This window comes from uncultured Parasphingorhabdus sp. (assembly GCF_963677535.2).
Lineage (GTDB): Bacteria > Pseudomonadota > Alphaproteobacteria > Sphingomonadales > Sphingomonadaceae > Parasphingorhabdus.
Genome location: NZ_CAXXUT010000003.1, coordinates 564865 through 591062 on the forward strand (window position 1 = coordinate 564865; position 26198 = coordinate 591062).

The following is a 26198-nucleotide window of genomic DNA, read 5'->3' on the forward strand; positions in this document are numbered from 1 at the left end:
AACATCCCTAACAGACATGGTTAAAAGTCTGTTACGGTAGCCGTAATTGGCTGAAATCAGCCAATTCACATTCTAAACGGCTTTGATTTTATTTGGTTTGTTTCCGCTGGTACCGGAAATACCAGACATCATGACCCTGCCGGCGCGCCTTGGCTTCGTAGCGCGTCTCCGGCCAGCCGCCAGGACGGATCTTCCAGTCTTTCGGGCTTTTGCACAGCCAGTCGAATTCGTCCCGCTGGTTCATGATCATGCAGGCCCATTCCAGATAGACCGGATGGTCGGTGCCGAAGCGGAATTCGCCGCCGGGCTTCAGCTTCGCCGCGATCATGTCGACCGGCCCGTGGTTCATGAAGCGTCGCTTGGCATGGCGCGCCTTGGGCCAGGGGTCGGGATGGAGCAGATAGACAAAGCTCAGCGCGCCGTCTGGAATCCGTTCGAGCACATCGAGCGCATTGCCCATATGCAGCCGGACATTGGCAAGATGGCTGTCGCGGACATGCTGCAACGCGCCCACAACGCCATTGAGATAGGGTTCACAGCCGATGAATCCGTGATCCGGAAGCATGTCGGCGCGCGAAGCCAGATGCTCGCCCGCCCCGAAACCGATTTCGAAATGCAGCGGCCGGTCGGTGCCGAACAGCGACGCCGAGCTGACCGGTCCTTCGGTCGGCACAGCAATTTGCGGCAGCAGCTTCTCGACCAGCTCTACCTGCTGGTCGCGCAGGGCATGCCCTTGCCGACGGCCGTAGAGCTGGCGGATGGTTGTCGGGTCGCCGTCTTTAGATTTTGTCATTGATCCTCATCGGCTGGTACGTTGACGGTTATCGTCGATCCGGACGATGGAGGCCATGTCGTGACGGCCGAAATCGCGGCGCCGTCACCGGTGGCCGACAGCAGAACGCCCGGGGTCGGCAATTTGTCCAGATCGGGAAATATGATATTCTGGTCCAGCCGCATCATGACCGGGGTAAATCTCGGTTCCCGGCTGCCACCGGTCAGACCGCCAAGCCGGTTTGCGTGAACCGAAGCGGCGCGTCCGGCGTCCCCCAGAGGCATCAGATATCCGTCTTCCGATCCACCGGCACGATAGATGGAAAAAGGACCGAAATCCTGCGGATCCCGGCAATAGATAGCGGGTTCCTCGCCATCGGCTGTATCATCGACCGGGATGTTCAGGATACCAGCCGACAGGGCATCGGTCATTGTCGGCTTGATCCGCTTGATCCTGTCACTCAGCTTCAATGCATTTTCGCATGGCAGAATTACGGTGGCGGCGGGCCCGGAGACAATCTCTTCCGGCCAGCCTATATCATGCAATATCGGCATCAGCGAGGCCGCCAGTTCCTCCGCCGACAGTTCGGCAGAGGTGAAACGGATTTTCACCAGCCAGCCATTGAGCGGCAACATGGCAACCCCGGTGCTTTTGAATTCGTTTCCGGACGTGCTGTACACCGCCATCAATCCGCTCGCTTCGGACTGGCCCGGCGGGGTGAAAGCCGACGAGAGATATTCGCTGGTGCCCGGCAGCAATTTGACATTGCCGCGCAAGGCCTGATTCGCCGCATCGAACCACAGGGGCACACTGTTGACCGCGGCGCGATAGAAGAACAGCGTCAGCCGGGTCTGCCCGTCCTTCCCGTAATATTGCCCGTACACATCCAGCCCATCGTCCGTCAGGTCGCGGATATATTGCCTGTCGAAACCGCCAAGCCGGGCCGGCATGGTCATGCCGCTATTCTGGTGATCCCAGTCTTGGCCTGCCGTCGCCTCGATTGTCCTCTGTTCGGGCTGCGCTTGTACGGGAGCCGCGAAAACTAGGGCCGACATGCAGATGACGCCCCATAGGGTCCTGCCATATGATTTTAGCGGTCCGCGCATGATGACTTCTCTCCCTCCGGATATCGATAGAGAATAGACGATATTCGGGCGCGCGAATAGCCGGGTTGTGGACCTAGATGGCCGCTTTCAGCGCGTCCACCAGATCGGTCTTCTCCCAGGTGAAGAAATCGCCGGCCGCTTTCCGGCCGAAATGGCCATAAGCCGCGGTTGGCGAATAGATCGGCTTGTTCAGGCCGAGATGGGTGCGGATGCCTTTCGGCGTCAGGCGGACCAGCTGCGGCAATATTTCCTCCAGCTTCTCCTCGCTCACCTTGCCGGTGCCGTGCAGGTCAACATTGATCGACAGCGGTTCGGCCACACCGATCGCGTAGGACAGCTGGATCGCGCACCGCTTGGCGAGACCGGCGGCGACGATATTCTTGGCGAGATAGCGGGTGATATAGGCTGCCGAACGGTCGACCTTGGTCGGGTCCTTGCCGGAAAACGCGCCGCCGCCGTGCGGGCTCGCACCACCATAGGTGTCGACGATGATCTTGCGACCGGTGAGGCCGGCGTCACCATCAGGGCCGCCGATTTCAAAACGACCGGTCGGATTGACGTGGATCACCGTATTGTCGGTGATAAAACCGTCGGGCAGTATCTTGCGGAATACACCCATCACATAATCATATAATTCTTCATAGAGTGCCGGATTGTCGCTGCCCTTGAAATAGCCTGGCGCGTGCTGCGTCGAGACCACCAGGGCAACGGCTTCCACCGGCACTTCATTGACATAGCGCAGGGTGACCTGGCTCTTGCTGTCCGGCTCCAGAAACGGCGCCTTGCCGCTATGGCGGTCAGCGGCCATCTGCTTCAGTATCTCGTGCGAATATTGCAGCGTTGCCGGCATCAGGTCCGGCGTCTCGTCGCTGGCATAGCCGAACATGATGCCCTGGTCGCCGGCACCCTCGTCCTTGTTGCCGCTTTCGTCGACGCCTTGGGCAATATGCGCCGATTGCGGGTGGAGGTAATTTTCGAAGGTCAGATTCTGCCAGTGGAAACCCTCCTGCTCGTAACCGATTTTCTTGACGGTTTCGCGCACCGCAGTCTGGATTTCTTCCTGCGCGCCCGGCGCCCAGTTGCCATCGGTATCGATCATGCCCTTGCCGCGCACCTCGCCGGCGAGAATCACCCGGTCGGTCGTGGTCAGGGTTTCGCACGCAACCCGCGCTTCCGGATCCTTGGAAAGGAACAGGTCGACGATGGCATCGGAAATCTGGTCCGACACCTTGTCGGGATGACCTTCGGAAACCGATTCGGACGTAAAAATAAACTCTGAACGCATGGCAAAATCCTGATTTTGGGCCGAAGCAACGTCAACCACAGGGACATAAGGAAAAGTTTATATCTACTTTAACGGGCGCGCACGCGGATGGCAATGGCCGATAGGAGCAAAAGCAGCGCCAGCCCCAGCGGCAGGAGATTACCATATAGCGCGAAGGGAGTTGGAGCCTTGGCCTCCGGCATATGACTGTCGATGCGGCCCGCCTGCCCCATCGGCACGCTGGACCGGATTGCGCCATTGGCGTCAATGACGGCGGAAATGCCGGTCGGGGTCGAGCGGATTACCGGCAGCCCCTCCTCGATCGCCCGCAGACGCGCCTGAGCCAGGTGCTGCGGCGGCCCCCAGCTTCCGAACCACGCGTCATTGGACGGGTTGAAGATGAAGTCCGGCCGATTGTCACGATCGACAACCTGTCCCGAGAAGATGATTTCGTAGCAGACCTGCAGCCCAGCTTTGCCAAGCGCGCCCAGATCGAGCGACCGGGCCCCGGGCCCCGGCCAGAAATCGAAGTCGCCCGGCGCCAGACGCGACAGGCCGATCGCGGAAAGCAGGGGCCGCATCGGCAGATACTCGCCATATGGCACCAGATGCGACTTGTCATAGCGGCCGATCAGTTGATGATCGGAGTCCATCGCAAAGACGCTGTTGCGCGCACCGACTGCGCGCCCCTCGGCTTCGTCAAATTCCAGTTTGAGCGCGCCGAGCACGAGCATGTCGCCGGGTTTCATCAGCATGCCGAGCTGCTGACGGACAAATTCCGGCGGGCGACCGTAATAATAGCGAGCCGGATAGCCGGTCTCCAGATAGTCCGGAATGGCCGCTTCCGGCCAGAAGATGATCCGCGGATCATCGTCTGCCCGTAGCGTCAGTTCCGCCAGCTTCGCCAGATTCTGATCCTCATAGCCGGCCTTCCATTTGTCCTGCTGACCGATATTGGGCTGGACCACGGTGATCAGCGGCTGGTCTGGAGACACCGGCGTCGCTCGTGGTTGCGGCAATAACGCAAGTCCGGCAAAGACCAGAAGCAACGGCAGCGCCACCCGCCATTCTTTCCGGCAAAGCAGCCACAGGCCGCCCGCGCCAGCGATCAGGATCGCCGACAACCCATAGGTGCCGATGATCGTGCCGGACCCGGCCATCTGGCCGAGCGGTAGCGCAACCGACCCGAGCGGGTTCCAGATGAAGCCGCTGAACACCCAGCTCCTTAGCCATTCGGTGACGATCCAGGCTCCGGCCAGTGCGATGACCAGGACCAGCGGCCGGCCCCTGCCGATCCACCAACCGGCCAGCGCGGCCAGCGCTGGATAGACCGCCAGATAGAGCGAAAGCAGCACGACAGCGATATAACCGAGCCACTCGGGCATCGCCGCCTGGAAGGTGAAAGCCTTGGCGATCCAGTTCAGGCCGATGATGAAATGGCCGACACCGAACAGCCAGCCGGTAAAAAAGGCGGCCTTGCGGCTCCCTGCCCGCATCACCAACACCATCCACCGGGCCAGCATCAATATGGTCAGCGGCCAGAGGTTCAGCGGCGCGAAGCCGGTTGCGCTCAACCCGCCCGCAAACAGCGAGATTGCATAGGGATGGCGGGCGATCATTTCACGGAGTTTTGACACCAGCGGCTTTTGCCGTGTTCGCGATCACCATTCAATTGCTAATTGCCGGAACAGCCATTTGCTTGCTAACGTCCGGCCATGAAAATTCTCGCTCTTCTGACGCTCGCGCTGACGCAACCGGCAAATAGCCAGCTCGAGCCGCTCAGCACGGACCAGCAACAGGCCCTCACCTGCGTCGCCGTGCTGGCGATTGTCGCTTCCGAACAGGAACGGGGCGTAACCACCGCGCTCGACTATCCCTTGCTCGCCGAACGCGGCGCGACCTATGCCGGGCTGGTCGGCCAGCGGATCATGGAGGATAGCGGCCGCAGCAAGGAACAGGTCCGCGATGCCATGATAGCAGCCGTGGCCGAGCGGCAGGCTCTCGCGCAACAGGCCGCCGATCCGGATGAGACGGTTGGTGACGAAATGGCCGGCTGCCTTGCTTTGCTCGATGCCGCGGTGCCACCCAAACCGAAACCGGACCTGACGCAATGCGCCGGCATGCTGCAACTTGCCTATGAAGAAGTTTACAATCGCGAGGGACTGTCCAAGACAGCGCAGGATCTGAAGACATTGGCAACGGTGCTCGACAGCCGCGCGCGCGACAAGATGCGGGCCGAAGGACTGAGCGGTCAGGAAAGCGACATAATGCTGACCCGGAGCCGAGAGGCGATGCTGGCCGACGCCAGGGAGCGGGAATCAAGCGGTCAGGGTTCCAATCTGGATTTTGAACATTGCTTCACCCTCGCCGCGCCGGAAGACAAGCAGAGAAAATATGAACATTGAATCCCGACCGCCCCTGCGGCCGTTCCATCTGGCTTTTCCGGTCCATGATCTCGACGCGGCCCGCACTTTCTATGGCGATCTGATCGGTTGTGAAGAAGGCCGCAGCGACTCACACTGGATCGATTTCAATCTTTACGGGCACCAGCTCGTCGCTCATCTTGACCAGACCTACACCGCCCTGCCGATGGTCAATCCGGTCGATGGCGAGCAGGTCCCGGTGCCCCATTTCGGCGTCGTACTGACCATGGCCGAATGGCAGGCACTTGCCGATCGGCTATCCGCAGCGGGGATCCGCTTTGTGATTCCGCCAACAATCCGCTTTGAAGGACAGGTGGGCGAGCAGGCGACGATGTTTTTTCAGGATCCGAGCGGCAACGCGCTCGAGTTCAAGGCCTTTGCCAGCGATGACCGGCTGTTTGCCAAGGAGTGACCGGCAAATTCGCGCCTAGGCCTGTTGCTCGTTGCCGATGCTGACCAGACCATTTTCCAGTTGCCGTTCGGCCATGTCCCGCGCGCTGTTGCGCGCCAGCCCCAATGATCCGGAGAGACGCTCTCCGATCAACGCATCGCCGAGGGCCATCAGCACCAGCACCAGCGTATCTTCGTGCAACTCGCGATCCTTGTGCCCGTCATCCCCGACATCGTCGACCAGTTTGTGAATCGCCTCGACGATCGGATCCAGCGCATCCTCGTTACCGGTCAGCATCATCCAGGACCAGAGCGCCGCAGCCCCCTGTTTGTCAAACGCATCGAAGGTCAGATCGACAATATCGCGCGCGGAGCCTTCGCCGGAGCGTGACTTGATAATAGCCTGCGCAATCATGCCGCAGACCTCGTCGGACAGATAGACCGCCAAAGCTTTTTGCAGACCCGAGGCGGAGCCGAAATGATGCAGGAGATTGGCATGGGTGCGCCCGATCCGGCTGGCAACGGCCTTCAGTGTTACCGACTGCGGCCCGGTTTCGATCAGCAGATCGCGGGCGGCTGCCAGCGCCATGCCGCGGCTTTCTTCAGGAGAGAGGCGTCTCTTTGCTATTGACATTTATGTAAGTAACCCTATTATCACTGATGTTAGCTATAGGCCGCATTTCGCAAAATGGAAACAGCCCATGAATATGCCCCAGATTGTCAGTGCTGAACCGGCAACCATAGACACGCCCACGCCCGAGGGACACGAAATCACACCGCGTGACCGCCGTTTCGGCCGGGAACAAGGCTATGACCCTGAAAAATACTGGCAGAATGGCGATCCTATCGCGACTGCCTTTTACAATTGCCTGTCGCTCACCTTCCCGCGCGGCGAAGCCTTTTTCATCGAGAGCGTGAAAGAGTTTCGCGAGCACACGCCACAGCAGTTGCAGAAAGAAATCCGCGCCTTTGTCCAGCAGGAAGTGATCCACAGCCGCGAACATCTGGCGCTGAACCGCCGGGTCGAGGAAAATGGCTATGACACCAGCCGAATCGAACAGCGGATCACCGAATCGCTGGCCATGACAAAAGGCCGCCCGAAAATTACCAATCTCGCGGCGACGATGATCCTCGAACATTTTACCGCGATCATGGCCCAGCAATTTCTCGCCAATCCCCGCCACTGGAAGGATTCGGACGAGGAAACCGCCGACCTGTGGCGCTGGCACGCCCTCGAAGAGATCGAGCATAAGGGCGTTGCCTATGACACCTGGCTCTACGCGACCCGGAACTGGAGCCGCTGGCAACGCTGGAAAGTGAAGGCACTGATGATGCTGGTGATCACCCGCAATTTCTGGGGCAATCGCTGGAACGATACACTCGATCTGCTGGCGCAGGACGGCATGACCGGATGGCGGATGAAGCTGAAGCTGCTGAAATTCCTGCTGATCGAGCCGGGCATTGCGCGGGCGATCATCATCCCGTGGATCAAATTCTTTCTGCCCGGATTTCATCCGTGGAACGAAGATGACCGGCACCTGATCCGGCGCGCCGAGAGCGAATATGAGTCGGCGATTACCGGACGGCCGGCGACAGCCTAGAATCAAGTCCTAGCGCCCGGCGATTAGTGCGCAGCTCTGTTGATGTCGACTTTTTCGACCCATTCCGGAAAGAAACTGGGCTCGCGGTTCGACCATCCCGGCGCGGTCGCCGCGGCTTCGCTGATTGACTGCAGCAGGCTCTTGCGGGTTTTCGGGTGCAGATGGGGTAATGCCGCCGCTGCGCAAAAGGCGCCGGGCAACCATGGACGTGAATCCGGTCCGAGCAGCCGCTCGTAGAGAAAACGAAAGGCCGGGAAGCTGTGGATACGGCCCTGACCCAGATCATAGGCGGCCAGCGAAATCAACGCCGGCATGAACGCCTCGATGCTGTCGACCGCGCAGTCTTCGGGAATGGCTTTGCGGATATCGCGAATGCGCCGGTACAGCGAAATCTGCACCTGGATGCCCGCTTCTTCCACCTTGTCCCGCGACCATGTCTCGACGGCATCGGAACGCTCGAGCCCGACGTCCAGCGACCGGCGGATATAGCGCTGGGTCGCGGAGCTGAAACTCGCAAATTCCTTTATCTCGGCCAGCGTCATCGCACCGGGGACGGATCGTGTTTCCTTGGTCATCTCTTCACCACTCCTCGTGGGCTTTTCCCACCAGAACAGTTGAGCAAAACATGGTTAGCAATTGGTTAAACCGGAGCGGTTTAATCCTGCGCGGCCTCTACGGAGTGGGAAAATTGCGCGTAAGGCTTATAAAGTTTCGACCAACCGCAAGCATGGTTCGACCGGTCGCGATTCGGCTAGAGACAATTGATACCAAATTGGCCTAAGCTGACCCGAAACCACGAATTGAACGCATATGAGAAAATTTGAACTGGGAAACCACAAGCCGTCGGTCGGGCATCAGGTAGCCATCCTGTCGATCGTCGGATTCTGGTTTTTCTACATGATCGTCCTGACATTGCGGGCGTCCATCGGTGACTGGCCGGCGCAAGGCGAGATGGTCATGCGGCGGACAGTCGTCACGATTTTCGGTATCGGCACAACCTATCTGCTCTATCTGTTTCTGCGACAATTCGAGGACCGGGCCCTTTCGACCCGGATCATAACGGCCTTTGCCGCCGCCATTCCCTGCGCGATCATCATCGCCTCGTTCAACCATTATGTCTTCAACGTCTATTATCCGGAAAATCTCTGGGACGAAGCGCATGTCGAGGAAATGCGCAAATATATGTCGCAGGAGAATCTGGCGTTCAAGGCGATCTTCGAAGATGCCACGTCGCGCTTTTTCTTCATCGTCAGCTGGACCTCCCTCTATCTGACTCTGAGCTACGCTGGCAGGGTCCGGCAGGTCGAGCGCAAGGCCGCCCGCTTCGCCCAGGCGGCGCAGGATGCCGAATTGCGGTCGCTGCGCTATCAGGTCAATCCGCATTTCCTGTTCAACACGCTCAACAGCCTGAGCACCCTGGTGATGCGCAGCCAGCCGGAAGAGGCCGAGGAGATGATCCTCAACCTGTCGAAATTCTATCGTACCAGCCTGTCCGGCGATCCTCTGGAGGATGTGCCCTTGTCGGAAGAGGTGCATCTGCAAAATCTCTATCTCGATATCGAGGCGGTGCGCTTCCCCGAACGGCTGCGGACGAAGGTGAATATTCCCGACGACCTGCTCGGCGTTCTGGTCCCTGGCCTGATCCTGCAACCGCTGGTGGAGAATGCGATCAAGCATAGTGTCGCCCACAGCAAGCGCCCGGTGACCATAGCGATCAGCGCCCGCTCCGACGGCGACAATCTGATCCTGACGGTGGCCGATGACGGCGATCCGCGACCGGTCGATCTGCAGGATGATGGCGCCAGCAACGGCATTGGCCTGGCCAATGTCCGCGACCGGCTCGAAACGCGCTTTGGCCGGCAGGCCGGTCTGCAGACTGTACGTCCGGCAGAAGGCGGCTATATTGCGCAGCTGACCCTCCCGTTGATGCTGGACAACCCATGACCGAAGAAACCGAAACCAGACCGCTGACCACGCTGATCGTCGACGATGAGCCGCTGGCGATCGAACGGCTGCAACTGCTCTGTGCGCGGCAGCCGGATATCAATCTGATCGGTACCGCCAGCGACGGCGAAGCGGCGCTGCGCCTTACCGAACAGCTGAAGCCGGATTTGCTGCTGCTCGATATCGCGATGCCCGGCAAGGACGGGCTGGATGTCGCGCGCGCCCTATCCGGCCAGGCCGATGCACCCGCGATCATATTTGTCACCGCCTTTGACCGCTTCGCGGTCGAGGCCTTTGATGTCGCCGCAATCGACTATGTCCTGAAGCCGGTCGAAAATGCCCGCCTGCAGCTGGCCATATCCCGGGTCAGGGAACGCACCGCCGAACCGCGAAAGGATGAAGCAGACGACTCCCCCTGGGCCGAAGAATTCTGGGTCCCCTACAAGTCCGAACTGCGCCGCATCGTCGCCTCCGAGATCGACCGGGTCGAGGCCGAGCGCGACTATATGCGCCTGCATGTCGGCAGCGTCAGCTATCTGCTGCACCAGACCATCACCGGTCTGGAAGAGCGGCTCAATCCGGAAGAATTCATCCGCCTGCACCGCTCGCATCTGGTCCGGCGCGACTGGATTGCCGGCCTGCGCCATGACGGCGGCGGCGTGTGGATGGCCTGCCTCAAATGCGGCACCGAAATCCGCATCGGCCGTACCCATCTGGCGGCAGCGAAAAAGCTGGCGGGCAAATAGCCGCCGTTCCTGATAGCGAGTCGGTCTTTCCGTAAGAATACCCATCGACAAGATATCGGGGGAAGTCCTATTTAGCGGCGTCACCATCCGGGACCTTCGGACATCATCGTGCTGCTGAATATCGCCATCATTCTTGCCGCAATCGCAACCGGACTGTTGCTATTCTCCCCGCGCCTGGCGAAATCAGCCCTCTGGCGCGCGACGGTGACACCATTGGCCTCGATTATCGGCAGCGGATTTCTGGTGCTCGCACCGATACTGGTGACCGACTATGGCTATATCGCGCCACTGATCATGGCCGGCCTTTGTCTCGGTGCCTATCTGTTTGGCGGCGCCATCCGGTTCAATATATTGCAACGCAATGGCAAGCATCCGCAGCAGGACCGGTGGACGGACCACCTGGAACTGGCCGCTTCCTGGGCTTTGGTGTTCGCCTTCATCATTTCGGTTGCCTATTATCTCAACCTGTTCGGTGCATTTGGGGTCAGCCTGACCGCATTTGACAATGATGCCAATGCCAAGCTGCTAACCTCGGCCGTCTATCTGTTGATCCTGATCGTCGGCTGGACCCGCGGTTTCAAGGCGCTGGAGAAGATGGAATACAGCGCGGTGACGCTGAAGCTGGCGATCATCGTCGGTCTGCTGGTCGGTCTGACTTCCTATTTCTACCAGAAGGCGAGCGCGGCGACATTGTTCGTTCATCCGCCGCTGCTTTCCGGCTGGCCGGCGATCACGCTCGCCTTCGGCCTGATCATCACGGTGCAGGGCTTTGAAACCTCCCGCTATCTCGGCCGCAATTATGATTCGGCGACGCGGATCAAATCGATGCGGCTGGCGCAGATTGTCAGTAGCGTGATCTATTTGGTCTATATCGGCCTGTTTGCCTATAGTTTCGAGCGCGAGCAATTTGCGCTCACCGAAACCGCGATCATCGACATGATGGGCATCATCACGCCGGTTCTGCCGCTGCTGCTGGTAGCAGCTGCGCTGGCCGCCCAGTTCAGCGCCGCGATCGCCGATACCAGCGGCTCGGGCGGACTGGTCGAGGAACTGACACAGGGCCATATCAAGGCACGCACCGGCTATGCGATCCTGGTCGGTATCGGACTGCTGCTGACCTGGAGTGCCAATGTTTTCCAGATTATCGCTTATGCGAGCCGCGCCTTTGCGCTCTATTATACGTTGCAATCATTGATCGCGGCGCGCCGGGCGTTTCTGATCGATGGAGAACGGCTCAAGGCTGCGGGCTTCATCCTGCTGGCGATATTCGGCATCATGATCATGCTGTTCGGCAATGATGTCGAATCGTCAAATGCTTGAGCAGCGCCGGACCATCGGGTGGTATCGGCCTGCTAGGCGATGACCGTCCGCGGCCGGGCCTGCCGATAGGTGCCCAGGATCCGCACGCTGTTGCAGTGATAGCCCAGTTCGGCAAGCGCCCGGTCGATCGCCGGATCGCCGGGAGCACCCTCGATATCGGCGAAAAATTCGGTGGCGGCAAAGCTGCTGCCCTGCTGGTAGCTTTCCAGCTTGGTCATGTTGACACCATTGGTCGCAAAGCTGCCGAGCGCCTTGTACAGCGCGGCCGGTATATTTTTGACCTCGAAGATGAAGGTCGTCATCAACGGGCCGTCGGGTTCGGGGACGGCCGCTTCCGGCGCGAGCACCACGAAGCGGGTGATATTGTCCGGCGCATCCTCGATTGCATCGGCGATCGGCTGAAGACCGTAGATCTGGGCGGCAAGCCGGGGTGCGATAGCCGCGGCATGGGGGTCGTCCTGCTGGGCGACAAAGGCCGCCGCCGCCGCCGTATCGGCATAGGCCACGGGGATGATGCCACGCTTGCGCAGATAGTGGCGGCACTGGCCGAGCGCTTGCGGATGGCTCATTGCGGTGCGGATCTCGGCGCTGGCCGAGCGCGCCATCAGGCAGTGGCTGATCTGCATGAAATATTCGTCGACGATATGAAGACCCGATTCGGGGAGCAGAAAATGGATATCGGCAACCCGCCCGTTGAGCGAATTTTCGATCGGAATGATCGCGCTGCCGGCCGTGCCATGTTTCACGGCGTCAATCGCATCCTCGAAAGCAAAGCAGGGAACCGGCAAGCCGTCCGGCGCATAGTCAAGCGCGGCGAGATGGGAATTGGCTCCGGGAGCACCCTGGAAGGCAATCGCCTGTTCCGGCTTTTCAGCGCCTTTTTCGGTCATTTTCCTGACCATGCCCAATGCGTTTTTCGGAAAGCTGTCCATCTCGTCCCTCTATTACATTGCTGCGATAGTCGAACGGGATGCAGCGGGGCAAGAGGGAAGTGGCCCGCCGGTCAGGCGCCTGCGCATTTCGCGGGGACCGTCGCATAAATTACGGCAATTGAGGCCTTGCGTTGGTCCGTTGCTCTCTTTACAGACAGCACAAATTTGGCAGGCCCATGGCCGCCGCTCACTCAGGGGTTTGAGAGACAATATGAGCAACAACAACACCATCGCAGGCTGGGTCCTGGCCGGCGGCATCGCGGCCCTCGGCTTTTCAATTCTCAGCGGCAAATATTTCCACGCGGGCAAGCACGAGCGTCCGGAAGTCATGGGCTATGTAATCGAGGGCGTTGAAACCTCCGGCGGTGCGGACGCCGGTCCGTCGATCGAAGCCCTGTTGCAGACGGCCGATGCCGCGGCCGGTGAAAAGGTTTTCGCCAAATGTGCCGCTTGCCACACGATCAACCAGGGCGGTGCCAATGGCGTCGGTCCAAACCTGTGGGACACCATGGGCAAGCCCCACGGTCATGTCGCCGGCTTTGCCTATAGCGACGCGCTGAAAAGCATTCCGGGCAACTGGGACTGGACCGCCATGGACGCTTGGCTTACTTCGCCGCGCAAATATGCCAATGGCACGAAGATGACCTTTGCCGGTCTCGGCAAGGCCGAAGACCGGGCCAATCTGATGGTTTATCTGAACGCCCAGGGGTCGAACATTCCTCTGCCGCCTCCTCCAGCGGCCGAAGAGCCGGCTGCTGAAGAAGCGGAGGCGGAAGCCGGCACTGAGGCAGAGGCCGAAGAAGCCGTGGAAGCCGACGCAGCGGCGGCTGAAGAATAAGCGCCGGCCCGGGCTGCGCCGGGCTGCCTAGTTGCAGTCCAGCTCGTAAAATTCCTGGATAATATCCCAGGCTTCGTCGGCGGTCTCCACGAACTCGAACAGCTCGAGGTCCTTACGGCTGATCGTGCCTTCGTCGGCCAGTGCGTCGAAGTTGATCACGCGGTTCCAGAATGTCTTGCCGAACAGCAGGATCGGTAGCTTTTCCATCTTGCCGGTCTGGATCAAGGTGACCAGCTCCAGAAACTCGTCCAGCGTGCCAAAGCCGCCGGGGAAGACCGCGACCGCCCGGGCGCGCAGCAGGAAGTGCATCTTGCGCAGCGCGAAATAGTGGAACTGGAAGCTCAGCGACGGAGTCACATATTCATTCGGTGCCTGCTCATGCGGCAGCACGATATTGAGACCAATCGATTCCTTGCCCACATCGGCCGCACCGCGATTGGCTGCCTCCATGATCGAGGGGCCGCCACCCGAGCAGACAACGAAATCGCGTTTGCCATTCTCCGAAATACCGCAAGCGCTGGCCAGCCGCGCCAAATTCCGGGCTTCGTCATAATATTTGGCTTTTTCCTTCAACCGCTCGGCGATCTTGCGCGAATCCTCGTCGGCCGCCGCCTCAATCAGGGCATCCGCCTTGTCGGGTTCCGGGATGCGCGCCGATCCGTACATCACCAGAGTCGATCCGATACCCGCTTCGTCGAGCAGCATTTCCGGCTTTAGCAGTTCAAGCTGGAAGCGGACCGGACGCAATTCCTCCCGCAGCAGAAAATCGGTGTCCTGAAACGCCAGCCGATAAGCCGGATCGCGGGTCTGGGGGGTTCCGAAATCCCCTTTCTCGGCGAATTCGGCTTCCTGTTTTGCACGGTAAAAACGGCGGTCGTGGAGATCTTTATTGGTCATGGCCTTGCTCTAATGCATAGAGCAGTGACTGACCAGTGACCTTGTGTCGCTATCGACAATATCCGCTGCCGCTCATGTCGAGATGAAAATGATCCCGATGGGCCGCATTGTAATTGGGGCTGAGAACAGTGCCAAAACGTTTGCAGGCGCTTGAGTGGATAGCGGCGAGAAACTGCATTTCCTGGCGACCGCTTTTCCAGTTATTCTCGACTGTGATCCGCCGACCGTCGGCGAGCACGAAACCGGAAACATCGATCGCATTGGCATGCGCATGTTGCGACAATTTACCCGATCCGGCGATATTACGACAGCTGTAGCTGCCCATTGTCTCGATCCGCTGGAGATCGCTGCCGAGATATTTGCGCGCCGCCCGTTTGACGGCATATTCGGTCCATGCCGCAAATTTTCCGGCGAGTTCGCATTTTACCGGCCCGAGATTGGTGACATCGGCCCCTACATCCAGCAACTTGATACTGTCGATCTGGCTGCACCCGCCGCTGAACCGGCGATTTGGCAAGGGCGAGAAACGGACATTGGCCCTGCCCAGTTCGCTAAAACATTGCTGCGCCGAAGGGGTCGGGTTGAACGAACCGAGACCGGCGGAGGCCTGGGGCCGCTGCGATTGGCTGCTAGGGCCCGCCGGGATCGCGCCACAGGCACTGACAATCAGCGAAGCGAGACCCAGAAATGCGACATTGCGCGCCCGGCGCCCGATATCAGATGACCTTTTCATGCTGCGCTCTATGTCAGAAGATGGTTAAATCCGGGCTGCAATCCATGGTTAACAGAATCTTGCCCCCTGTTTTGCCGGATTGTGAATTACCTAGTCGGAAACCACGCTCAGCGACACCGGATGCGAAAGTCAGGAAAAAAACCGGGCCGGGGATTGAAAAGCTCCCCCGCATTGCTAACCTTGATCGGTGTAGCTGCAATTTTGAACTTGCGCGCCTGAAATGTCGATGGACAAGACAGCGGTGCCTGTTCAAAATGGCGGCAAACCTATCAGAGCTGGAGAAGATGCCCATGAAATATTCCGTTATTACCGCCGCTGCGACTGCCTTGATCGCCACCACCGGTCTGTCCTCCCCGGCCCTGGCCACCGGCAAGATGACCTGCGAAGCGGGCCCGCAATCCGGCTGGAAAACGCAGGCCGAGCTGAAAGCAGAGCTAGTAAAAAAAGGCTGGACAGTCAAAAAATCCAAGGTCGATGGCGGCTGCTACGAAGTCTATGGCACCACTCCGGAAGGCGACCGGGTAGAAGCCTATTTCCATCCCGTATCCCTTGAAAAACTGCTGGTTTCACGCCGCGGCGAGATTCTTTTCCAGAAGAAATAGACGGTATCATCCGCAACAAAGATCGCGCTTGACATGCTGCGCCGCACAAGACAAAGCGGCGCCGGGCCACGCGGTCCCAACGCCGCGCGAGCTCTCTGTAAGGAGAAGCGTTACAATGACTGATACGACTATACCGACGCCAGAATTGCGTCCAGACTGCCCGAATTTCTCTTCGGGTCCGACAGCCAAATTCCCCGGCTGGTCCCTCGACAATATCAACACCATCGCCATGGGTCGCTCGCACCGTTCTGCGACCGGCAAGGGACGATTGAAATATGCGATTGACCTCAGTCGCGAACTGCTCGGCATTCCCGACGATTATCTGATCGGCATTGTTCCGGCCTCCGATACAGGCGCCGTCGAACTGGCGATGTGGAATATGCTGGGTGCCCGTCCGGTGACGGTTGCCGCGTGGGAAAGCTTCGGCAATGTCTGGATCCAGGACGCCGTGAAGCAACTCAAGCCTGCCAACCTGACGGTCCTCGAAGCCGATTATGGCGAAATTCCTGACCTGACCACGATCGACAAGGGTGACGATATCGTCTTCACCTGGAACGGTACCACGTCGGGCGCAAGAATTCCCGATACCGACTGGATTGCCGACGACCGCGAAGGCGTCACCATCAACGACGCGACCAGCGCCGTCTTTGCCCAGCCGATGGACTGGTCCAAGCTCGATGCCACCACCTACAGCTGGCAGAAGGTCATGGGGTCGGAAGCCGGTCACGGCATGCTGATTCTCAGCCCCCGCGCCGTAGAACGGATCGAAAGCTACAGCCCGTCCTGGCCGCTGCCGAAAATCTTCCGGGTGAAGAAGGGCGACAAGCTCAACACCGCGATCTTTGAAGGCGCGACGATCAACACGCCGTCCCTGCTCGCAACCGAAGACTATATCGCTTCGCTCGAATGGGCCAAGTCGATCGGCGGCTTGCCGGAACTGCATGCCCGCGCCGACCGCAACGCCAAAACCGTCCACGACTGGATCGAAGCCACGCCGTGGATGCGCAACATGGTCAGCGATCCGGCCAAATGGACCAACACCGGCGTCTGCATGGTGTTCCAGGGCGAATGGTATGACAGTCTCGACGACGATGCCAAGGCCTCCGTGCCCAAGAAGATCGCCGCAATGCTCGAGCAAATGGACGTTGCCTACGACTTCAACGGCTATCGCGATGCACCGCCGTCGCTGCGCATCTGGTGCGGCTCAACGGTCGAGCAGGAAGACATACGCCGTCTGCTGCTGTGGATCGAATGGGCCTATGCTCAGGTAAAAGCCGAGCTTTCCTAATTGTGTCGCCCCGGCGCAAGCCGGGGCCAGACCAATGCCCTGCTGTAAAGCCATTGGTCTAGAAGCCGGCCCGTGCCGGTGCGATCATTCCGACAAGGAACATTATCATGCCAAAAGTACTTATTTCCGACAAAATGGACCCGAAAGCCGCCGAGATTTTTCGGCAGCGTGGTTGCGAAGTTGACGAGATCACCGGCCAGACGCCGGAAGAGCTGATGAAAATCATCGGCGAATATGATGGCCTTGCCATCCGCTCCTCGACCACGGTCACCCCCGAACTCCTGGACGCTGCGACCAATCTGAAGGTCGTCGGCCGCGCCGGTATCGGTGTCGACAATGTCGATATCCCGGCCGCCTCAGCCAAAGGCGTCGTGGTCATGAACACACCGTTCGGCAACAGCATCACCACGGCGGAACATGCCATCGCCCTGATGTTCGCGCTAGCCCGCCAGCTGCCCTCCGCCGACGCCTCCACCCAGGCCGGCAAATGGGAAAAGTCGAAATTCATGGGCGTCGAGCTGACCAACAAGACGCTCGGCCTGATCGGCGCTGGGAATATCGGTTCGATTGTCGCCGAACGCGCGATCGGATTGCGGATGAAGGTTGCCGCCTATGATCCGTTCCTGACCGAAGAGCGGGCCGTGGAAATGGGCGTCGAGAAAGTGACGCTGGACGAACTGCTCGCCCGCGCCGACTTTATCACCATGCACACGCCGCTCACCGACCAGACGCGCAATATCCTGTCCGCCGAAGCGCTGGCCAAAACCAAGCCGGGCGTCCGTATCATCAACTGCGCGCGTGGCGGGCTGATCGACGAGGCAGCCTTGAAGGAAGCTCTCGAATCCGGCCATGTCGCCGGCGCGGCCCTGGACGTTTATGCTCAGGAACCGGCAAAGGAAAATGCCCTGTTCGGGACACCGAACCTGATCTGCACACCGCATCTTGGCGCTTCCACCAGCGAAGCCCAGGTGAATGTCGCGATCCAGGTCGCCGAGCAGATGGCTGACTATCTGGTCAATGGCGGCGTCGAAAATGCGCTCAACATGCCGAGCCTGTCGGCGGAACAGGCACCGAAGCTGAAACCCTATATGGCGCTTGCCACCCAGCTTGGTTCTCTCGTCGGCCAACTCGCAGCCGACCAGATCAAGGGCGTGGCCGTTGAAGTGGAAGGCGCAGCCGCAGAGCTGGACCAGAAGCCGATTACGGCAGCGGTTCTGGCCGGACTGATGCGGGCCTATAGCGACACCGTCAACATGGTCAACGCGCCCTATCTGGCGAAAGAACGCGGTCTCGATGTCCGCGAAATCCGTCATGAGCGCGAGGGTGATTATCACACGCTGGTCCGCGTATCCGTAACCACAGACGAAGGCGAAAAATCGGTTGCCGGCACTTTGTTCGGATCGTCCGGTCCGCGGCTGGTCGAAATGTTCGGGATCAAGGTCGAAGCCGATATGGAAGGCGATATGCTCTATATCGTCAACCGCGACGAGCCCGGCTTTATCGGTCGCGTCGGTTCGACTCTTGGCGAGGCAGGCGTCAATATCGGCACCTTCCACCTTGGCCGTCGCAGCGATGCGCCGGGTGGCGAAGCGGTATTGCTGCTATCGATCGATTCGCCGGTCGAAGAGCCGGTGCTGTGGTCGGTCTGTCAGCTGGAAGGCGTCAAGACGGTCAAGGCCCTGAGCTTTTGATTCAATAGGCGAGACCCAAGAAAAAAGATGGCCTGAGCCTTTGCTTGGGCTATGGAGCAGGGCCATGCGAAAACCATCGAATCTCTTGCCCGAAGGATTTCACGACGCGCTGCCGCCTTATGCCGAGGCGGCATCGCGACTGGAACGCGATGTGCTCGATACGCTCGCCAGCCACGGCTATGCGCGGGTAACCCCGCCGCTCGTCGAATATGAGGATGGCCTGACCGACCGGATGCAGGGCGCCTCGCGCAGCGATCTGATGCGCTTTGTCGATCCGATTTCGCAGCGCACCTTGGCACTGCGTCCCGACATGACCATGCAGATCGGTCGGATTGCCACGACCAGTCTGGCCGACCGTCCCCGGCCGCTCCGGCTCGGCTATTCCGGACAGGTATTGAAATTGCGCTCGGGACAATTGCAGCCGGAACGCAGCCGGCTGCAAATTGGCGCAGAGTTGATCGGCAATGACAGCGTTATTGCCGCCAGCGAGATTGTCTCGGTCGCGATCGAAGCGCTCGAACGGGCAGGTGTTTCCGGCATTACCATCGACTTCACCCTTCCCGATTTGATCGATATTCTGGCCGATGGCCCCTTGCCCCTCAATGAAATCCAGATTGCCGAGGTCCGGAACGAACTGGATATGAAAGATGCTGGCGGGCTGAACAGCATCGGCGCAACCGGTTATCTGCCACTGATCGAAGCGACCGGACCGTTCGATGAAGCAATGGCCAAAATGCGGGACTTTGACAGCGACGGCCTGCTGGGTTCGCGGCTGGACGGCATTTCCCGGATTGCCGCAAGCATCAAGGGCAAGGCCAGCCTCACGCTCGACCCGACCGAACGGCACGGTTTCGAATATCAGAACTGGTTCGGCTTCACCCTCTATGCCGACAGTTTCATCGGCGCTCTGGGCCGCGGTGGCAGTTATGAAATCGTGCACCCGGACGGCGATACAGAAGCCGCAGTCGGCTTCTCGCTCTATCCCAATCCGCTGATCGACGCCGGATTTGGCGCCAAGGCCAGCGAGCAGATTTTTCTGCCGATTGGCCATGACAAGCAGCTCGCGGCACATTTGCGGCAGACGGGCTGGCGGACAGTGGCGGCGCTGTCGGACAAGGACCAGGCCGAGGCGCTTGGATGTTCCCATATTCTAAACGGCGACCAGCCGGAACCAGTATAAGAAAGTGATTCAATGGCCAATGTAACGGTAATCGGCGCGCAATGGGGTGATGAAGGCAAGGGCAAGATTGTCGACTGGCTATCCGAACGCGCCGATGTCGTGGTCCGTTTTCAGGGCGGCCATAACGCCGGCCATACGCTGGTCGTCGATGGCGCGGTTTACAAGCTTTCGCTACTGCCCTCCGGCATCGTCCGGGGCGCCCTGTCGATTATCGGCAATGGCGTCGTGCTCGATCCCTGGCATCTGCGCGACGAGATCGAGAAACTGACCGGTCAGGGCGTCGCGATCAACACCGACAATTTCGGCATCGCCGAAACCTGCCCGCTGATCCTGCCGATCCACCGCGATCTCGACGCCATGCGCGAAGACGCCAGCGGCAAGGGCAAGATCGGCACCACCCGCCGCGGCATTGGTCCGGCCTACGAAGACAAGGTCGGCCGCCGCGCGATCCGCGTTTGCGATCTCGCCCATCTCGACGACCTGGGGCCGCAGCTCGACCGGCTGTGCGCGCATCACGACGCGCTCCGTGCCGGCTTCGGTGAACCGCCTGTGGATCGCGAACGGCTGCTCAATGACCTGAAGGAAATTGCCGACAGTGTGTTGCAATATGCCCAGCCGGTCTGGAAGCGGCTCAACGAAGCGCGGCGCGACGGCAAGCGCATCCTGTTCGAAGGCGCGCAGGGCGTCTTGCTGGATGTCGATCACGGCACCTATCCCTTTGTCACCAGTTCCAACACGATTTCGGGCACCGCTGCAGGCGGCTCCGGCATTGGTCCCTCCGGCACCGGCTATGTTCTCGGGATCACCAAGGCCTATACAACCCGCGTCGGCTCCGGGCCCTTCCCGACCGAACTGGACGACGAAATCGGCCAGCGGCTCGGCGAGCGCGGCCATGAATTCGGCACCAACACCGGCCGGCAGCGGCGCTGCGGCTGGTTCGACGCCATATTGGTGCGGCAGGCCCTGGCCGTCTCTGGCGTCCATGGCATCGCGTTGACCAAGCTCGACGTGCTCGACGGTTTCAAGGAACTGAAAATCTGCGTGGGCTACCAGCTGGATGGTGTGACCTATGATTATCTGCCGCCCCACCATCAGGACCAGGCGGCGGTGCAGCCGGTCTACGAGACCATGGAAGGTTGGAGTGAATCCACCGCCGGCGCACGCAGCTGGGCCGATCTGCCGGCGCAAGCGATCAAATATATCAAGCGGGTCGAGGAACTGATCCAGTGCCCGGTTGCCCTGGTGAGCACTTCACCGGAGCGGGACGATACAATTTTGGTGACCGATCCGTTCGCGGATTGAGGAAGGTTTTGTATTTTGCCTGCGCGGGGAGATGATTGGTCTGATTTAGAAATCGATATTGCAGTCGCTGATTATTTCTCAATGCTTGCAGATGAGCTCAATGGGACGAAATACAATAAGGCTGAACACAATCGCGGTTTACAACAGGCAATCGATAGAAGCAGAGGCTCGATTGAATTCAAACATCAGAATATCAGTGCGGTATTGCTAGGTCTGGGCCAACCATGGATATTGGGATACAAACCTGCATCAAATTTTCAAAACTCCCTCATATTAGGCGTATTGAGATTTCTCGATAGTACGACAAACTGGAATCCGATCGAAAACAGGAAATATATCGCGGGTTCATCCGATCAAACATTGTTTGAGAATCGGACGTTATGGGTCGGTCCGCCTCCTGCGCATCGAAACGAACTCCCTCCAGTTCAACCTGAATCCCTTGATCGAGTGATCGATCTTGGTGATCCGGCGGCCAGAGATGCTCGCAATCGCACATTAGGCGATGCGGGCGAAAGATGTGTTCTTGAACATGAAATGATGACCTTAAGAAATGCCGGTCGAACGGATTTAGCAGATAAAGTCAAATGGACGGCGCAAGATAATATGGCTGCAGGGTATGATATTGGTTGATATTTTCCCGACGGCCGAGAACGCTGGATAGAGGTTAAAACTACGAACGGCTGGGAACGTACACCGTTTCATATAAGCAGAAACGAATGCTTGGTAGCTAACGAGAACCGAGAAAGATGGACTCTGCTGCGATTATACGACTTTTCAAGGCAACCCAGAGCTTTTGAGTTGCGACCACCGTTGAACAATCACGTTGCATTGACGCCGACGGGATTTCTGGCTCACCTGAGATAAATCATCAAACATCGTCCGCAGAGATCATTTCCTCGCGGTCGATCTCGCCGGTCATCGAGGCCACCGTCACCGCTACCGCGGCATCGCCCGAGACATTGGTGGTCGTCCGCATCATGTCCATGATCCGGTCGACACCGGCGACAAAGGCGATCGTTTCCAGCGGCACGCCGACGCTGCCGAAGACCAGCGCCATCATGATCAATCCCGCACCGGGGATCCCCGCCGCGCCCACCGCGCCTAGCGTGGAGGTAATCGAGATCAGGAGATAATCGCCCCAGGTGAGGTCGACGCCGAATATCTGCGCGCCGAACAAAGTTGCGAGGCCGAGATACATGGCGGTACCGTTCATGTTGATCGTAGCGCCCAGCGAGACGACAAAGCTGGCCACCGAATTGCGGACACCCAGATTGCGTTCGACGCAGCGCAGCGTCACCGGCAGGGTCGCGTTGGAAGAAGCGGTCGAATAGCTGACCGCGATCGCGTCAACGATACCGCGAAAGAAATCGAGCGGTGGCAGTTTGGCGACAAATTTGATCATCCCCGAATAGACAATCCCGATGATCAGCAGGCAGCCGAGATAATTGAGCCCGACCAGTTGGGCCAGCGAGAGCAGTGCATCCATGCCCAATGTACCCGCGACCCAAGCCATCAGCGCGAACACGCCAAATGGCGTCAATTCCATCACGATCATCGTGACTTTCTGCATGACGATAGCGCCGCTATCGAAGATCTTGGCGAGCGGCTTGCCGTCTTCCTTGGCCATCAAGATACCGATACCGATCAGCAAGGCAAAGACGATCAGCGGCAGGACGCGGACATCGGCCATCACCTGCACCGGACTGTCCGGAACAATCGACAGTATCATGTCAATCGCGGTCGTTTCATTGGGGACCGGTGTCTCGCCTTTCTCGATAGCACTTGTGTCCACACCATTGCCGGGCTGGAAAAATGTGCCGAGTGCGAGGCCAAGCCATGCGGCGATCTGGCCGGTGATGACGAACAGGATCATCGCCCGCCCGCCGACACTGCCCAGTTTCTTGAGATCACCAAGCGCCGCAACACCCGCCACCAGCGAGAAGAAGATCAGCGGGACGACCAGCATCTTGATCGCCTTGATGAAGAAATCGCCGATCCATTTGATCGTTTCCGATTCCGGCCCCCATACCAGGCCGGTGATGACACCGAGCACAAGCGCCGCGATCACACGCTGCCAGAGCGGTATCTTGAACCAGAATGCCAACATGCGATTGTCCCCCGAAATTCTATCCCCCATGCCTATCGACCGCTGCGGGGCGCGGCAAGCCTTTAGGGGCAAACTACATCCAGAAGCTGATTGCCAGGCAGGTCGACAGGCCGACGCCAAAGGTCAGCGGGATGCCCGCCTTGAAGAAATCGGTGAAACGGTAATTGCCCGCAGCGTAGACCAGCGTATTGGTCTGATAACCGATCGGCGTGGCAAAGCTGGCGGAAGCGGCAAACATGACCGCGATCACCAGCGGACGGGGATCGACGCCCAGATCATTTCCCAGCGCAATCGCAATGGGCGTGATAATGATCGCGACCGCATTGTTGGTCACAATCTCGGTCATGATGACGGACAGCACATAGATCGCGAAAACCAGCCCCCAGGGTGGTACTTCCCGCAAATAGGGCGTCAGTTCGGAAACGATGAGGTCAACGCTGCCGGCCTGCTGCAAGCCGAGCCCCACGGCGAGCATCCCGAATATCAAAACCAGCACATTGCCGTCGATCGATCCCCAGGCCTCTTCCGCGTCGATACAACGCGCCAGCAGGATCGCACCAACCGCGAGAATGGCGGCGACAGCCAGCGAAATGACATTGAAGGCGGCCAAAACCACCACCGCAACCAGAGCACCGATGGCAATGGGCGCCCGGTCCCTGCGAAAGGCGCGAATCTTGGTCTGGCCGACACCGAACAGATTCGGGTTCTGATACATGCGATGGATATCTTCGCTGGACCCGGTCACCAGCAACCGGTCCGCCGCGTGGATACGGGCGTTGGTCAGATCGGACCGCGGCAGATTGCGATAGCGGGTCATGCCCAATATGCGAACATTGAGCTGCGACAGGAAGGGGATGTCATAAAGCCGGTTGCCGATGCTGGGATGGCTCGGCGCCACCGTGGCTTCGACCAGTTCCTCGCCCAGCGGCCCGGCATCGCCCTTGTGGACTATGCCGACCTTGAAATCCTCCGATTCCCGCAGCGAAATCAGCTCGGCAAGATCCAGTTGCACCACGATCCGGTCGCCCGCCTGCAACTCGTGATGATCCAGATCATGACGAATATAGCTGCTCAGCCGCTTGACGGCCGTGACTTCGATCCCCGCCCGGCGCAGCTCGGCTACGGCAGCAAGTTTCTTGTCGATCACCGACGCTCTGTTGCGCACCGTTAATTCGGTAAGAAAGGCGCTTTCATCGCTACTGTCAAACTGGCCCTTAACCTCGCCACCGGGCAGCAGCCAGCTGCTGAACAGAACCATCATCACGGTGCCGGCAACGGCAGCGATCAGGCCATAGGGGGTAATCTCGAAAATCCCGAACCCTGCGAGCCCCTGATCCCGGGCAACGGCATCGACAATCAGGTTGGTCGACGTGCCGATCAGCGTGGTCGTACCGCCCAATATGCAGATGAAGCTCAACGGGATGAGCAGTTTCTTGGACGAGAAACCGGTGGCCCGCGACAAGCGCAGGATGATCGGGATCAGAACAATCACCACCGGCGTGTTGTTCATGAAGGCGGAAGCGACAAAGGCCCCCAGAAACATTTCCGCGACCGCCAGCTTCGGATGCCGCTTGGCGCGCTTGATGATGAATCCGGCAATGGCATCGATTGTGCCAGTGCGCAGCAGAGCCCCAGACAGGATGAACATCGCGGCAATCGTGATCGGCGCCGTGTTGGAGAAGACCGAAAAAAGACCATCGGAATCAATGATCCCGAGGAACAGGAACATGCAGGCGCCGAGCACAGCAACCACTGCGGCGGGAAAGCGCTCCATGATGAACCCGGCAAACAGAAAGCCGAGAATCACGAGGCCGATGACGGCCTTGTTGGCCTGAATATATTCATCAATGACGTGAAGAATGAGGTCGATCATGGATCAGGACCAGCCGTCTGCACGGTACAGCGAGCCAAAAGGTGCCAAGGGCATGGCAGCTGGTTCCGGAATATATGTCATCCGCATTGCGCCCTATGCATCATTTTCTGATCGGCAAGAACCAATGCCATCATCGCCTCGACGACGGGCACGCCGCGAATGCCGACGCAAGGATCATGACGACCCTTGGTCGATATTTCGGTCGCTTCTCCTTCCGGAGAGATCGTGGGAACGGGCGTCAATATGGAGCTGGTCGGCTTGAACGCCACACGGCAGAAAACCGGTTGCCCGGTGGAAATACCACCCGCCGTACCGCCACTATGGTTGGCGAGAAATTCCGGGCCATCGGCTCCGGGCCGCATGGCATCGGCATTTTCCTCGCCGCGCAAGCGTGCTGCGGCGAAGCCGTCGCCAATTTCCACGCCCTTGGTCGCGTTGATCGTCATCATCGCCGCGGCAATCTCGCTGTCCAGCTTGGCATAGATGGGCGCGCCCCAGCCGGCGGGAACGCCGGTCGCCTCGCAGGCGATGATCGCGCCGAGGCTGCTGCCGTCCTTGCGCGCACCATCGACAAGGGATTCCCAGCGTTTGGCTGCAACCGGGTCGGGGCAGAAAAACGGGTTATTGCCGATTTCATCAGCATCAAAATTTGCCGGATCAATGGCGTCGCCGCCGATTTCGGCCACCCATGCGCGGATCGTGACTTCCGGAATCACCAGCCGCGCCACGGCACCGGCCGCAACCCGTGATGCCGTCTCGCGCGCGCTGGACCGGCCACCGCCGCGATAGTCGCGAAAGCCGTATTTCCGGTCATAGGCATAGTCGGCATGACCGGGGCGATAAGCTTTGGCGACTTCGCTATAGTCCTTGGACCGTTGATCGACATTCTCGATCATCAGCGAAATAGGCGTGCCGGTGGTTTTTCCTTCGAAGATTCCGGAGAGAATTTTGACCTGATCCGGCTCCTGCCGTTGCGTCGTATATTTCGACTGGCCGGGCCGCCGTGCATCGAGAAAGGGCTGCACATCAGCCTCGCTCAGTTCCAGACCAGGCGGGCAGCCGTCAACAACCGCGCCGAGCGCAGGTCCGTGGCTTTCTCCCCAAGTGGAAAAGCGAAAGGCGTGGCCGAAGATATTAAAACTCAAAAGTCGCTCTCCGCGTTTAAAGACTTATTCTGCATCCGATCCCC

The 26198-nt window shown here is 59.3% G+C and carries 25 protein-coding genes and 1 pseudogene; 14 read left to right on the top strand and 12 right to left on the bottom strand.

Annotated elements, in window-relative coordinates; genetic code table 11:
* Positions 1–88: 88 nt before the first annotated feature.
* From ACHZCJ_RS09660 to lnt, 4 genes are all read right to left on the bottom strand, one after another.
* Positions 89–793, bottom strand: a complete 705-nt coding sequence (locus ACHZCJ_RS09660; protein WP_159646065.1) for a tRNA (guanosine(46)-N(7))-methyltransferase TrmB — start codon at positions 791–793, stop codon at positions 89–91.
* Complete coding sequence (locus ACHZCJ_RS09665) at positions 790–1827, bottom strand: hypothetical protein (protein ID WP_394700092.1); 1038 nt, start codon at positions 1825–1827, stop codon at positions 790–792. Before ACHZCJ_RS09665 ends, ACHZCJ_RS09660 begins: the two co-directional genes overlap by 4 nt.
* A gap of 124 nt (positions 1828–1951) precedes the next feature.
* The gene (gene metK / locus ACHZCJ_RS09670; RefSeq protein WP_159646071.1) at positions 1952–3163 is read right to left on the bottom strand and encodes a methionine adenosyltransferase; all 1212 of its coding nucleotides are present in this window, start codon (positions 3161–3163) and stop codon (positions 1952–1954) included.
* A 68-nt stretch (positions 3164–3231) separates the two neighbouring features.
* Positions 3232–4761, bottom strand: coding sequence for an apolipoprotein N-acyltransferase (lnt, locus tag ACHZCJ_RS09675; protein WP_321327774.1), 1530 nt, complete (start codon positions 4759–4761; stop codon positions 3232–3234).
* Positions 4762–4857: 96 nt separating this feature from the next.
* Between lnt and ACHZCJ_RS09680 the strand changes: the two genes are divergently transcribed.
* Both ACHZCJ_RS09680 and ACHZCJ_RS09685 read left to right on the top strand, forming a co-directional pair.
* On the top strand, positions 4858–5547 hold the full coding sequence (locus ACHZCJ_RS09680; protein ID WP_321325957.1) for a hypothetical protein: 690 nt from the start codon (positions 4858–4860) through the stop codon (positions 5545–5547).
* Positions 5537–5977, top strand: coding sequence for a VOC family protein (locus ACHZCJ_RS09685; protein WP_321325958.1), 441 nt, complete (start codon positions 5537–5539; stop codon positions 5975–5977). The genes ACHZCJ_RS09680 and ACHZCJ_RS09685 overlap by 11 nt, the downstream gene beginning before the upstream one ends.
* Before the next feature lie 15 nt (positions 5978–5992).
* On the opposite strand, the gene ACHZCJ_RS09690 is transcribed toward ACHZCJ_RS09685, so the two are convergent.
* Positions 5993–6589, bottom strand: a complete 597-nt coding sequence (locus ACHZCJ_RS09690; protein ID WP_159646080.1) for a TetR/AcrR family transcriptional regulator — start codon at positions 6587–6589, stop codon at positions 5993–5995.
* Between the two features lie 67 nt (positions 6590–6656).
* Between ACHZCJ_RS09690 and ACHZCJ_RS09695 the strand changes: the two genes are divergently transcribed.
* The gene (locus ACHZCJ_RS09695) at positions 6657–7556 is read left to right on the top strand and encodes a metal-dependent hydrolase (RefSeq protein WP_321325960.1); all 900 of its coding nucleotides are present in this window, start codon (positions 6657–6659) and stop codon (positions 7554–7556) included.
* Between the two features lie 23 nt (positions 7557–7579).
* Here the strand turns inward: ACHZCJ_RS09695 and ACHZCJ_RS09700 are convergent, their stop codons facing one another.
* Entirely contained in the window at positions 7580–8131 is a 552-nt protein-coding gene (locus tag ACHZCJ_RS09700; protein ID WP_159646086.1) for a hypothetical protein, read from the bottom strand.
* Positions 8132–8366: 235 nt separating this feature from the next.
* Here ACHZCJ_RS09700 and ACHZCJ_RS09705 point away from each other — a divergent pair, with 235 nt between their 5' ends.
* From ACHZCJ_RS09705 to ACHZCJ_RS09715, 3 genes are all read left to right on the top strand, one after another.
* Positions 8367–9500 carry a sensor histidine kinase gene (locus tag ACHZCJ_RS09705; RefSeq protein ID WP_159646089.1) on the top strand — a complete coding sequence of 378 codons (1134 nt, stop codon included), beginning with the start codon at positions 8367–8369 and terminating at the stop codon, positions 9498–9500.
* Positions 9497–10246 carry a LytTR family DNA-binding domain-containing protein gene (locus tag ACHZCJ_RS09710; protein ID WP_321325964.1) on the top strand — a complete coding sequence of 250 codons (750 nt, stop codon included), beginning with the start codon at positions 9497–9499 and terminating at the stop codon, positions 10244–10246. The genes ACHZCJ_RS09705 and ACHZCJ_RS09710 overlap by 4 nt, the downstream gene beginning before the upstream one ends.
* A 108-nt stretch (positions 10247–10354) precedes the next feature.
* On the top strand, positions 10355–11566 hold the full coding sequence (locus tag ACHZCJ_RS09715; protein WP_321325967.1) for a hypothetical protein: 1212 nt from the start codon (positions 10355–10357) through the stop codon (positions 11564–11566).
* Between the two features lie 32 nt (positions 11567–11598).
* On the opposite strand, the gene ACHZCJ_RS09720 is transcribed toward ACHZCJ_RS09715, so the two are convergent.
* On the bottom strand, positions 11599–12498 hold the full coding sequence (locus ACHZCJ_RS09720; protein ID WP_159646095.1) for a prephenate dehydratase: 900 nt from the start codon (positions 12496–12498) through the stop codon (positions 11599–11601).
* A 211-nt stretch (positions 12499–12709) separates the two neighbouring features.
* On the opposite strand from ACHZCJ_RS09720, the gene ACHZCJ_RS09725 reads away from it, so the two are divergent.
* Complete coding sequence (locus ACHZCJ_RS09725; RefSeq protein WP_321325970.1) at positions 12710–13336, top strand: cytochrome c family protein; 627 nt, start codon at positions 12710–12712, stop codon at positions 13334–13336.
* Positions 13337–13363: 27 nt separating this feature from the next.
* Here the strand turns inward: ACHZCJ_RS09725 and ACHZCJ_RS09730 are convergent, their stop codons facing one another.
* Together ACHZCJ_RS09730 and ACHZCJ_RS09735 are read right to left on the bottom strand one after the other, a co-directional pair.
* The gene (locus tag ACHZCJ_RS09730; protein WP_321325972.1) at positions 13364–14233 is read right to left on the bottom strand and encodes an LOG family protein; all 870 of its coding nucleotides are present in this window, start codon (positions 14231–14233) and stop codon (positions 13364–13366) included.
* A gap of 49 nt (positions 14234–14282) precedes the next feature.
* Positions 14283–14966, bottom strand: a complete 684-nt coding sequence (locus ACHZCJ_RS09735; RefSeq protein ID WP_321325974.1) for an extensin family protein — start codon at positions 14964–14966, stop codon at positions 14283–14285.
* A gap of 290 nt (positions 14967–15256) precedes the next feature.
* Between ACHZCJ_RS09735 and ACHZCJ_RS09740 the strand changes: the two genes are divergently transcribed.
* From ACHZCJ_RS09740 to ACHZCJ_RS09770, 7 genes and pseudogenes are all read left to right on the top strand, one after another.
* The gene (locus tag ACHZCJ_RS09740; RefSeq protein ID WP_159646106.1) at positions 15257–15568 is read left to right on the top strand and encodes a PepSY domain-containing protein; all 312 of its coding nucleotides are present in this window, start codon (positions 15257–15259) and stop codon (positions 15566–15568) included.
* Positions 15569–15683: 115 nt separating this feature from the next.
* Positions 15684–16856: a phosphoserine transaminase gene (locus tag ACHZCJ_RS09745; protein WP_159646109.1), complete on the top strand. Its 1173-nt coding sequence runs from the start codon at positions 15684–15686 to the stop codon at positions 16854–16856.
* A gap of 107 nt (positions 16857–16963) precedes the next feature.
* The gene (gene serA / locus ACHZCJ_RS09750; RefSeq protein WP_321325975.1) at positions 16964–18547 is read left to right on the top strand and encodes a phosphoglycerate dehydrogenase; all 1584 of its coding nucleotides are present in this window, start codon (positions 16964–16966) and stop codon (positions 18545–18547) included.
* A gap of 64 nt (positions 18548–18611) precedes the next feature.
* Positions 18612–19727 (top strand): ATP phosphoribosyltransferase regulatory subunit, encoded by a 1116-nt coding sequence (locus ACHZCJ_RS09755; protein WP_321325976.1) that lies wholly within the window; start codon positions 18612–18614, stop codon positions 19725–19727.
* A 12-nt stretch (positions 19728–19739) separates the two neighbouring features.
* Positions 19740–21029, top strand: coding sequence for an adenylosuccinate synthase (locus ACHZCJ_RS09760; RefSeq protein WP_321325978.1), 1290 nt, complete (start codon positions 19740–19742; stop codon positions 21027–21029).
* A gap of 15 nt (positions 21030–21044) precedes the next feature.
* Positions 21045–21659 (top strand): hypothetical protein, encoded by a 615-nt coding sequence (locus ACHZCJ_RS09765; protein ID WP_321325980.1) that lies wholly within the window; start codon positions 21045–21047, stop codon positions 21657–21659.
* Positions 21660–21677: 18 nt separating this feature from the next.
* A pseudogene (locus ACHZCJ_RS09770) lies at positions 21678–21893 on the top strand (DUF3883 domain-containing protein); the annotation flags it as partial.
* 4 nt (positions 21894–21897) lie between these two features.
* Here ACHZCJ_RS09770 and ACHZCJ_RS09775 read toward each other — a convergent pair.
* The 3 genes from ACHZCJ_RS09775 to aroC form a co-directional block, all read right to left on the bottom strand.
* Positions 21898–23136 carry a dicarboxylate/amino acid:cation symporter gene (locus tag ACHZCJ_RS09775; protein WP_321325982.1) on the bottom strand — a complete coding sequence of 413 codons (1239 nt, stop codon included), beginning with the start codon at positions 23134–23136 and terminating at the stop codon, positions 21898–21900.
* A 73-nt stretch (positions 23137–23209) separates the two neighbouring features.
* On the bottom strand, positions 23210–25009 hold the full coding sequence (locus ACHZCJ_RS09780) for an SLC13 family permease (protein ID WP_321325984.1): 1800 nt from the start codon (positions 25007–25009) through the stop codon (positions 23210–23212).
* Positions 25010–25086: 77 nt separating this feature from the next.
* A complete protein-coding gene (aroC, locus tag ACHZCJ_RS09785; RefSeq protein WP_321325985.1) occupies positions 25087–26154 on the bottom strand; it encodes a chorismate synthase in 1068 nt (355 codons plus the stop codon).
* Between the last annotated feature and the right edge of the window lie 44 nt (positions 26155–26198).

What these genes read in the sequence shown, in the direction of transcription:
- ACHZCJ_RS09660 (WP_159646065.1), bottom strand. Translation starts at nt 793, where the DNA reads ATGACAAAATCTAAAGACGGCGACCCGACAACCATCCGCCAGCTCTAC.
- ACHZCJ_RS09665 (WP_394700092.1), bottom strand. Translation starts at nt 1,827, where the DNA reads ATGTCGGCCCTAGTTTTCGCGGCTCCCGTACAAGCGCAGCCCGAACAG.
- metK (WP_159646071.1), bottom strand. Translation starts at nt 3,163, where the DNA reads ATGCGTTCAGAGTTTATTTTTACGTCCGAATCGGTTTCCGAAGGTCAT.
- lnt (WP_321327774.1), bottom strand. Translation starts at nt 4,761, where the DNA reads ATGATCGCCCGCCATCCCTATGCAATCTCGCTGTTTGCGGGCGGGTTG.
- ACHZCJ_RS09680 (WP_321325957.1), top strand. Translation starts at nt 4,858, where the DNA reads ATGAAAATTCTCGCTCTTCTGACGCTCGCGCTGACGCAACCGGCAAAT.
- ACHZCJ_RS09685 (WP_321325958.1), top strand. Translation starts at nt 5,537, where the DNA reads ATGAACATTGAATCCCGACCGCCCCTGCGGCCGTTCCATCTGGCTTTT.
- ACHZCJ_RS09690 (WP_159646080.1), bottom strand. Translation starts at nt 6,589, where the DNA reads ATGTCAATAGCAAAGAGACGCCTCTCTCCTGAAGAAAGCCGCGGCATG.
- ACHZCJ_RS09695 (WP_321325960.1), top strand. Translation starts at nt 6,657, where the DNA reads ATGAATATGCCCCAGATTGTCAGTGCTGAACCGGCAACCATAGACACG.
- ACHZCJ_RS09700 (WP_159646086.1), bottom strand. Translation starts at nt 8,131, where the DNA reads ATGACCAAGGAAACACGATCCGTCCCCGGTGCGATGACGCTGGCCGAG.
- ACHZCJ_RS09705 (WP_159646089.1), top strand. Translation starts at nt 8,367, where the DNA reads ATGAGAAAATTTGAACTGGGAAACCACAAGCCGTCGGTCGGGCATCAG.
- ACHZCJ_RS09710 (WP_321325964.1), top strand. Translation starts at nt 9,497, where the DNA reads ATGACCGAAGAAACCGAAACCAGACCGCTGACCACGCTGATCGTCGAC.
- ACHZCJ_RS09720 (WP_159646095.1), bottom strand. Translation starts at nt 12,498, where the DNA reads ATGGACAGCTTTCCGAAAAACGCATTGGGCATGGTCAGGAAAATGACC.
- ACHZCJ_RS09725 (WP_321325970.1), top strand. Translation starts at nt 12,710, where the DNA reads ATGAGCAACAACAACACCATCGCAGGCTGGGTCCTGGCCGGCGGCATC.
- ACHZCJ_RS09730 (WP_321325972.1), bottom strand. Translation starts at nt 14,233, where the DNA reads ATGACCAATAAAGATCTCCACGACCGCCGTTTTTACCGTGCAAAACAG.
- ACHZCJ_RS09735 (WP_321325974.1), bottom strand. Translation starts at nt 14,966, where the DNA reads ATGAAAAGGTCATCTGATATCGGGCGCCGGGCGCGCAATGTCGCATTT.
- ACHZCJ_RS09740 (WP_159646106.1), top strand. Translation starts at nt 15,257, where the DNA reads ATGAAATATTCCGTTATTACCGCCGCTGCGACTGCCTTGATCGCCACC.
- ACHZCJ_RS09745 (WP_159646109.1), top strand. Translation starts at nt 15,684, where the DNA reads ATGACTGATACGACTATACCGACGCCAGAATTGCGTCCAGACTGCCCG.
- serA (WP_321325975.1), top strand. Translation starts at nt 16,964, where the DNA reads ATGCCAAAAGTACTTATTTCCGACAAAATGGACCCGAAAGCCGCCGAG.
- ACHZCJ_RS09755 (WP_321325976.1), top strand. Translation starts at nt 18,612, where the DNA reads ATGCGAAAACCATCGAATCTCTTGCCCGAAGGATTTCACGACGCGCTG.
- ACHZCJ_RS09760 (WP_321325978.1), top strand. Translation starts at nt 19,740, where the DNA reads ATGGCCAATGTAACGGTAATCGGCGCGCAATGGGGTGATGAAGGCAAG.
- ACHZCJ_RS09775 (WP_321325982.1), bottom strand. Translation starts at nt 23,136, where the DNA reads ATGTTGGCATTCTGGTTCAAGATACCGCTCTGGCAGCGTGTGATCGCG.
- ACHZCJ_RS09780 (WP_321325984.1), bottom strand. Translation starts at nt 25,009, where the DNA reads ATGATCGACCTCATTCTTCACGTCATTGATGAATATATTCAGGCCAAC.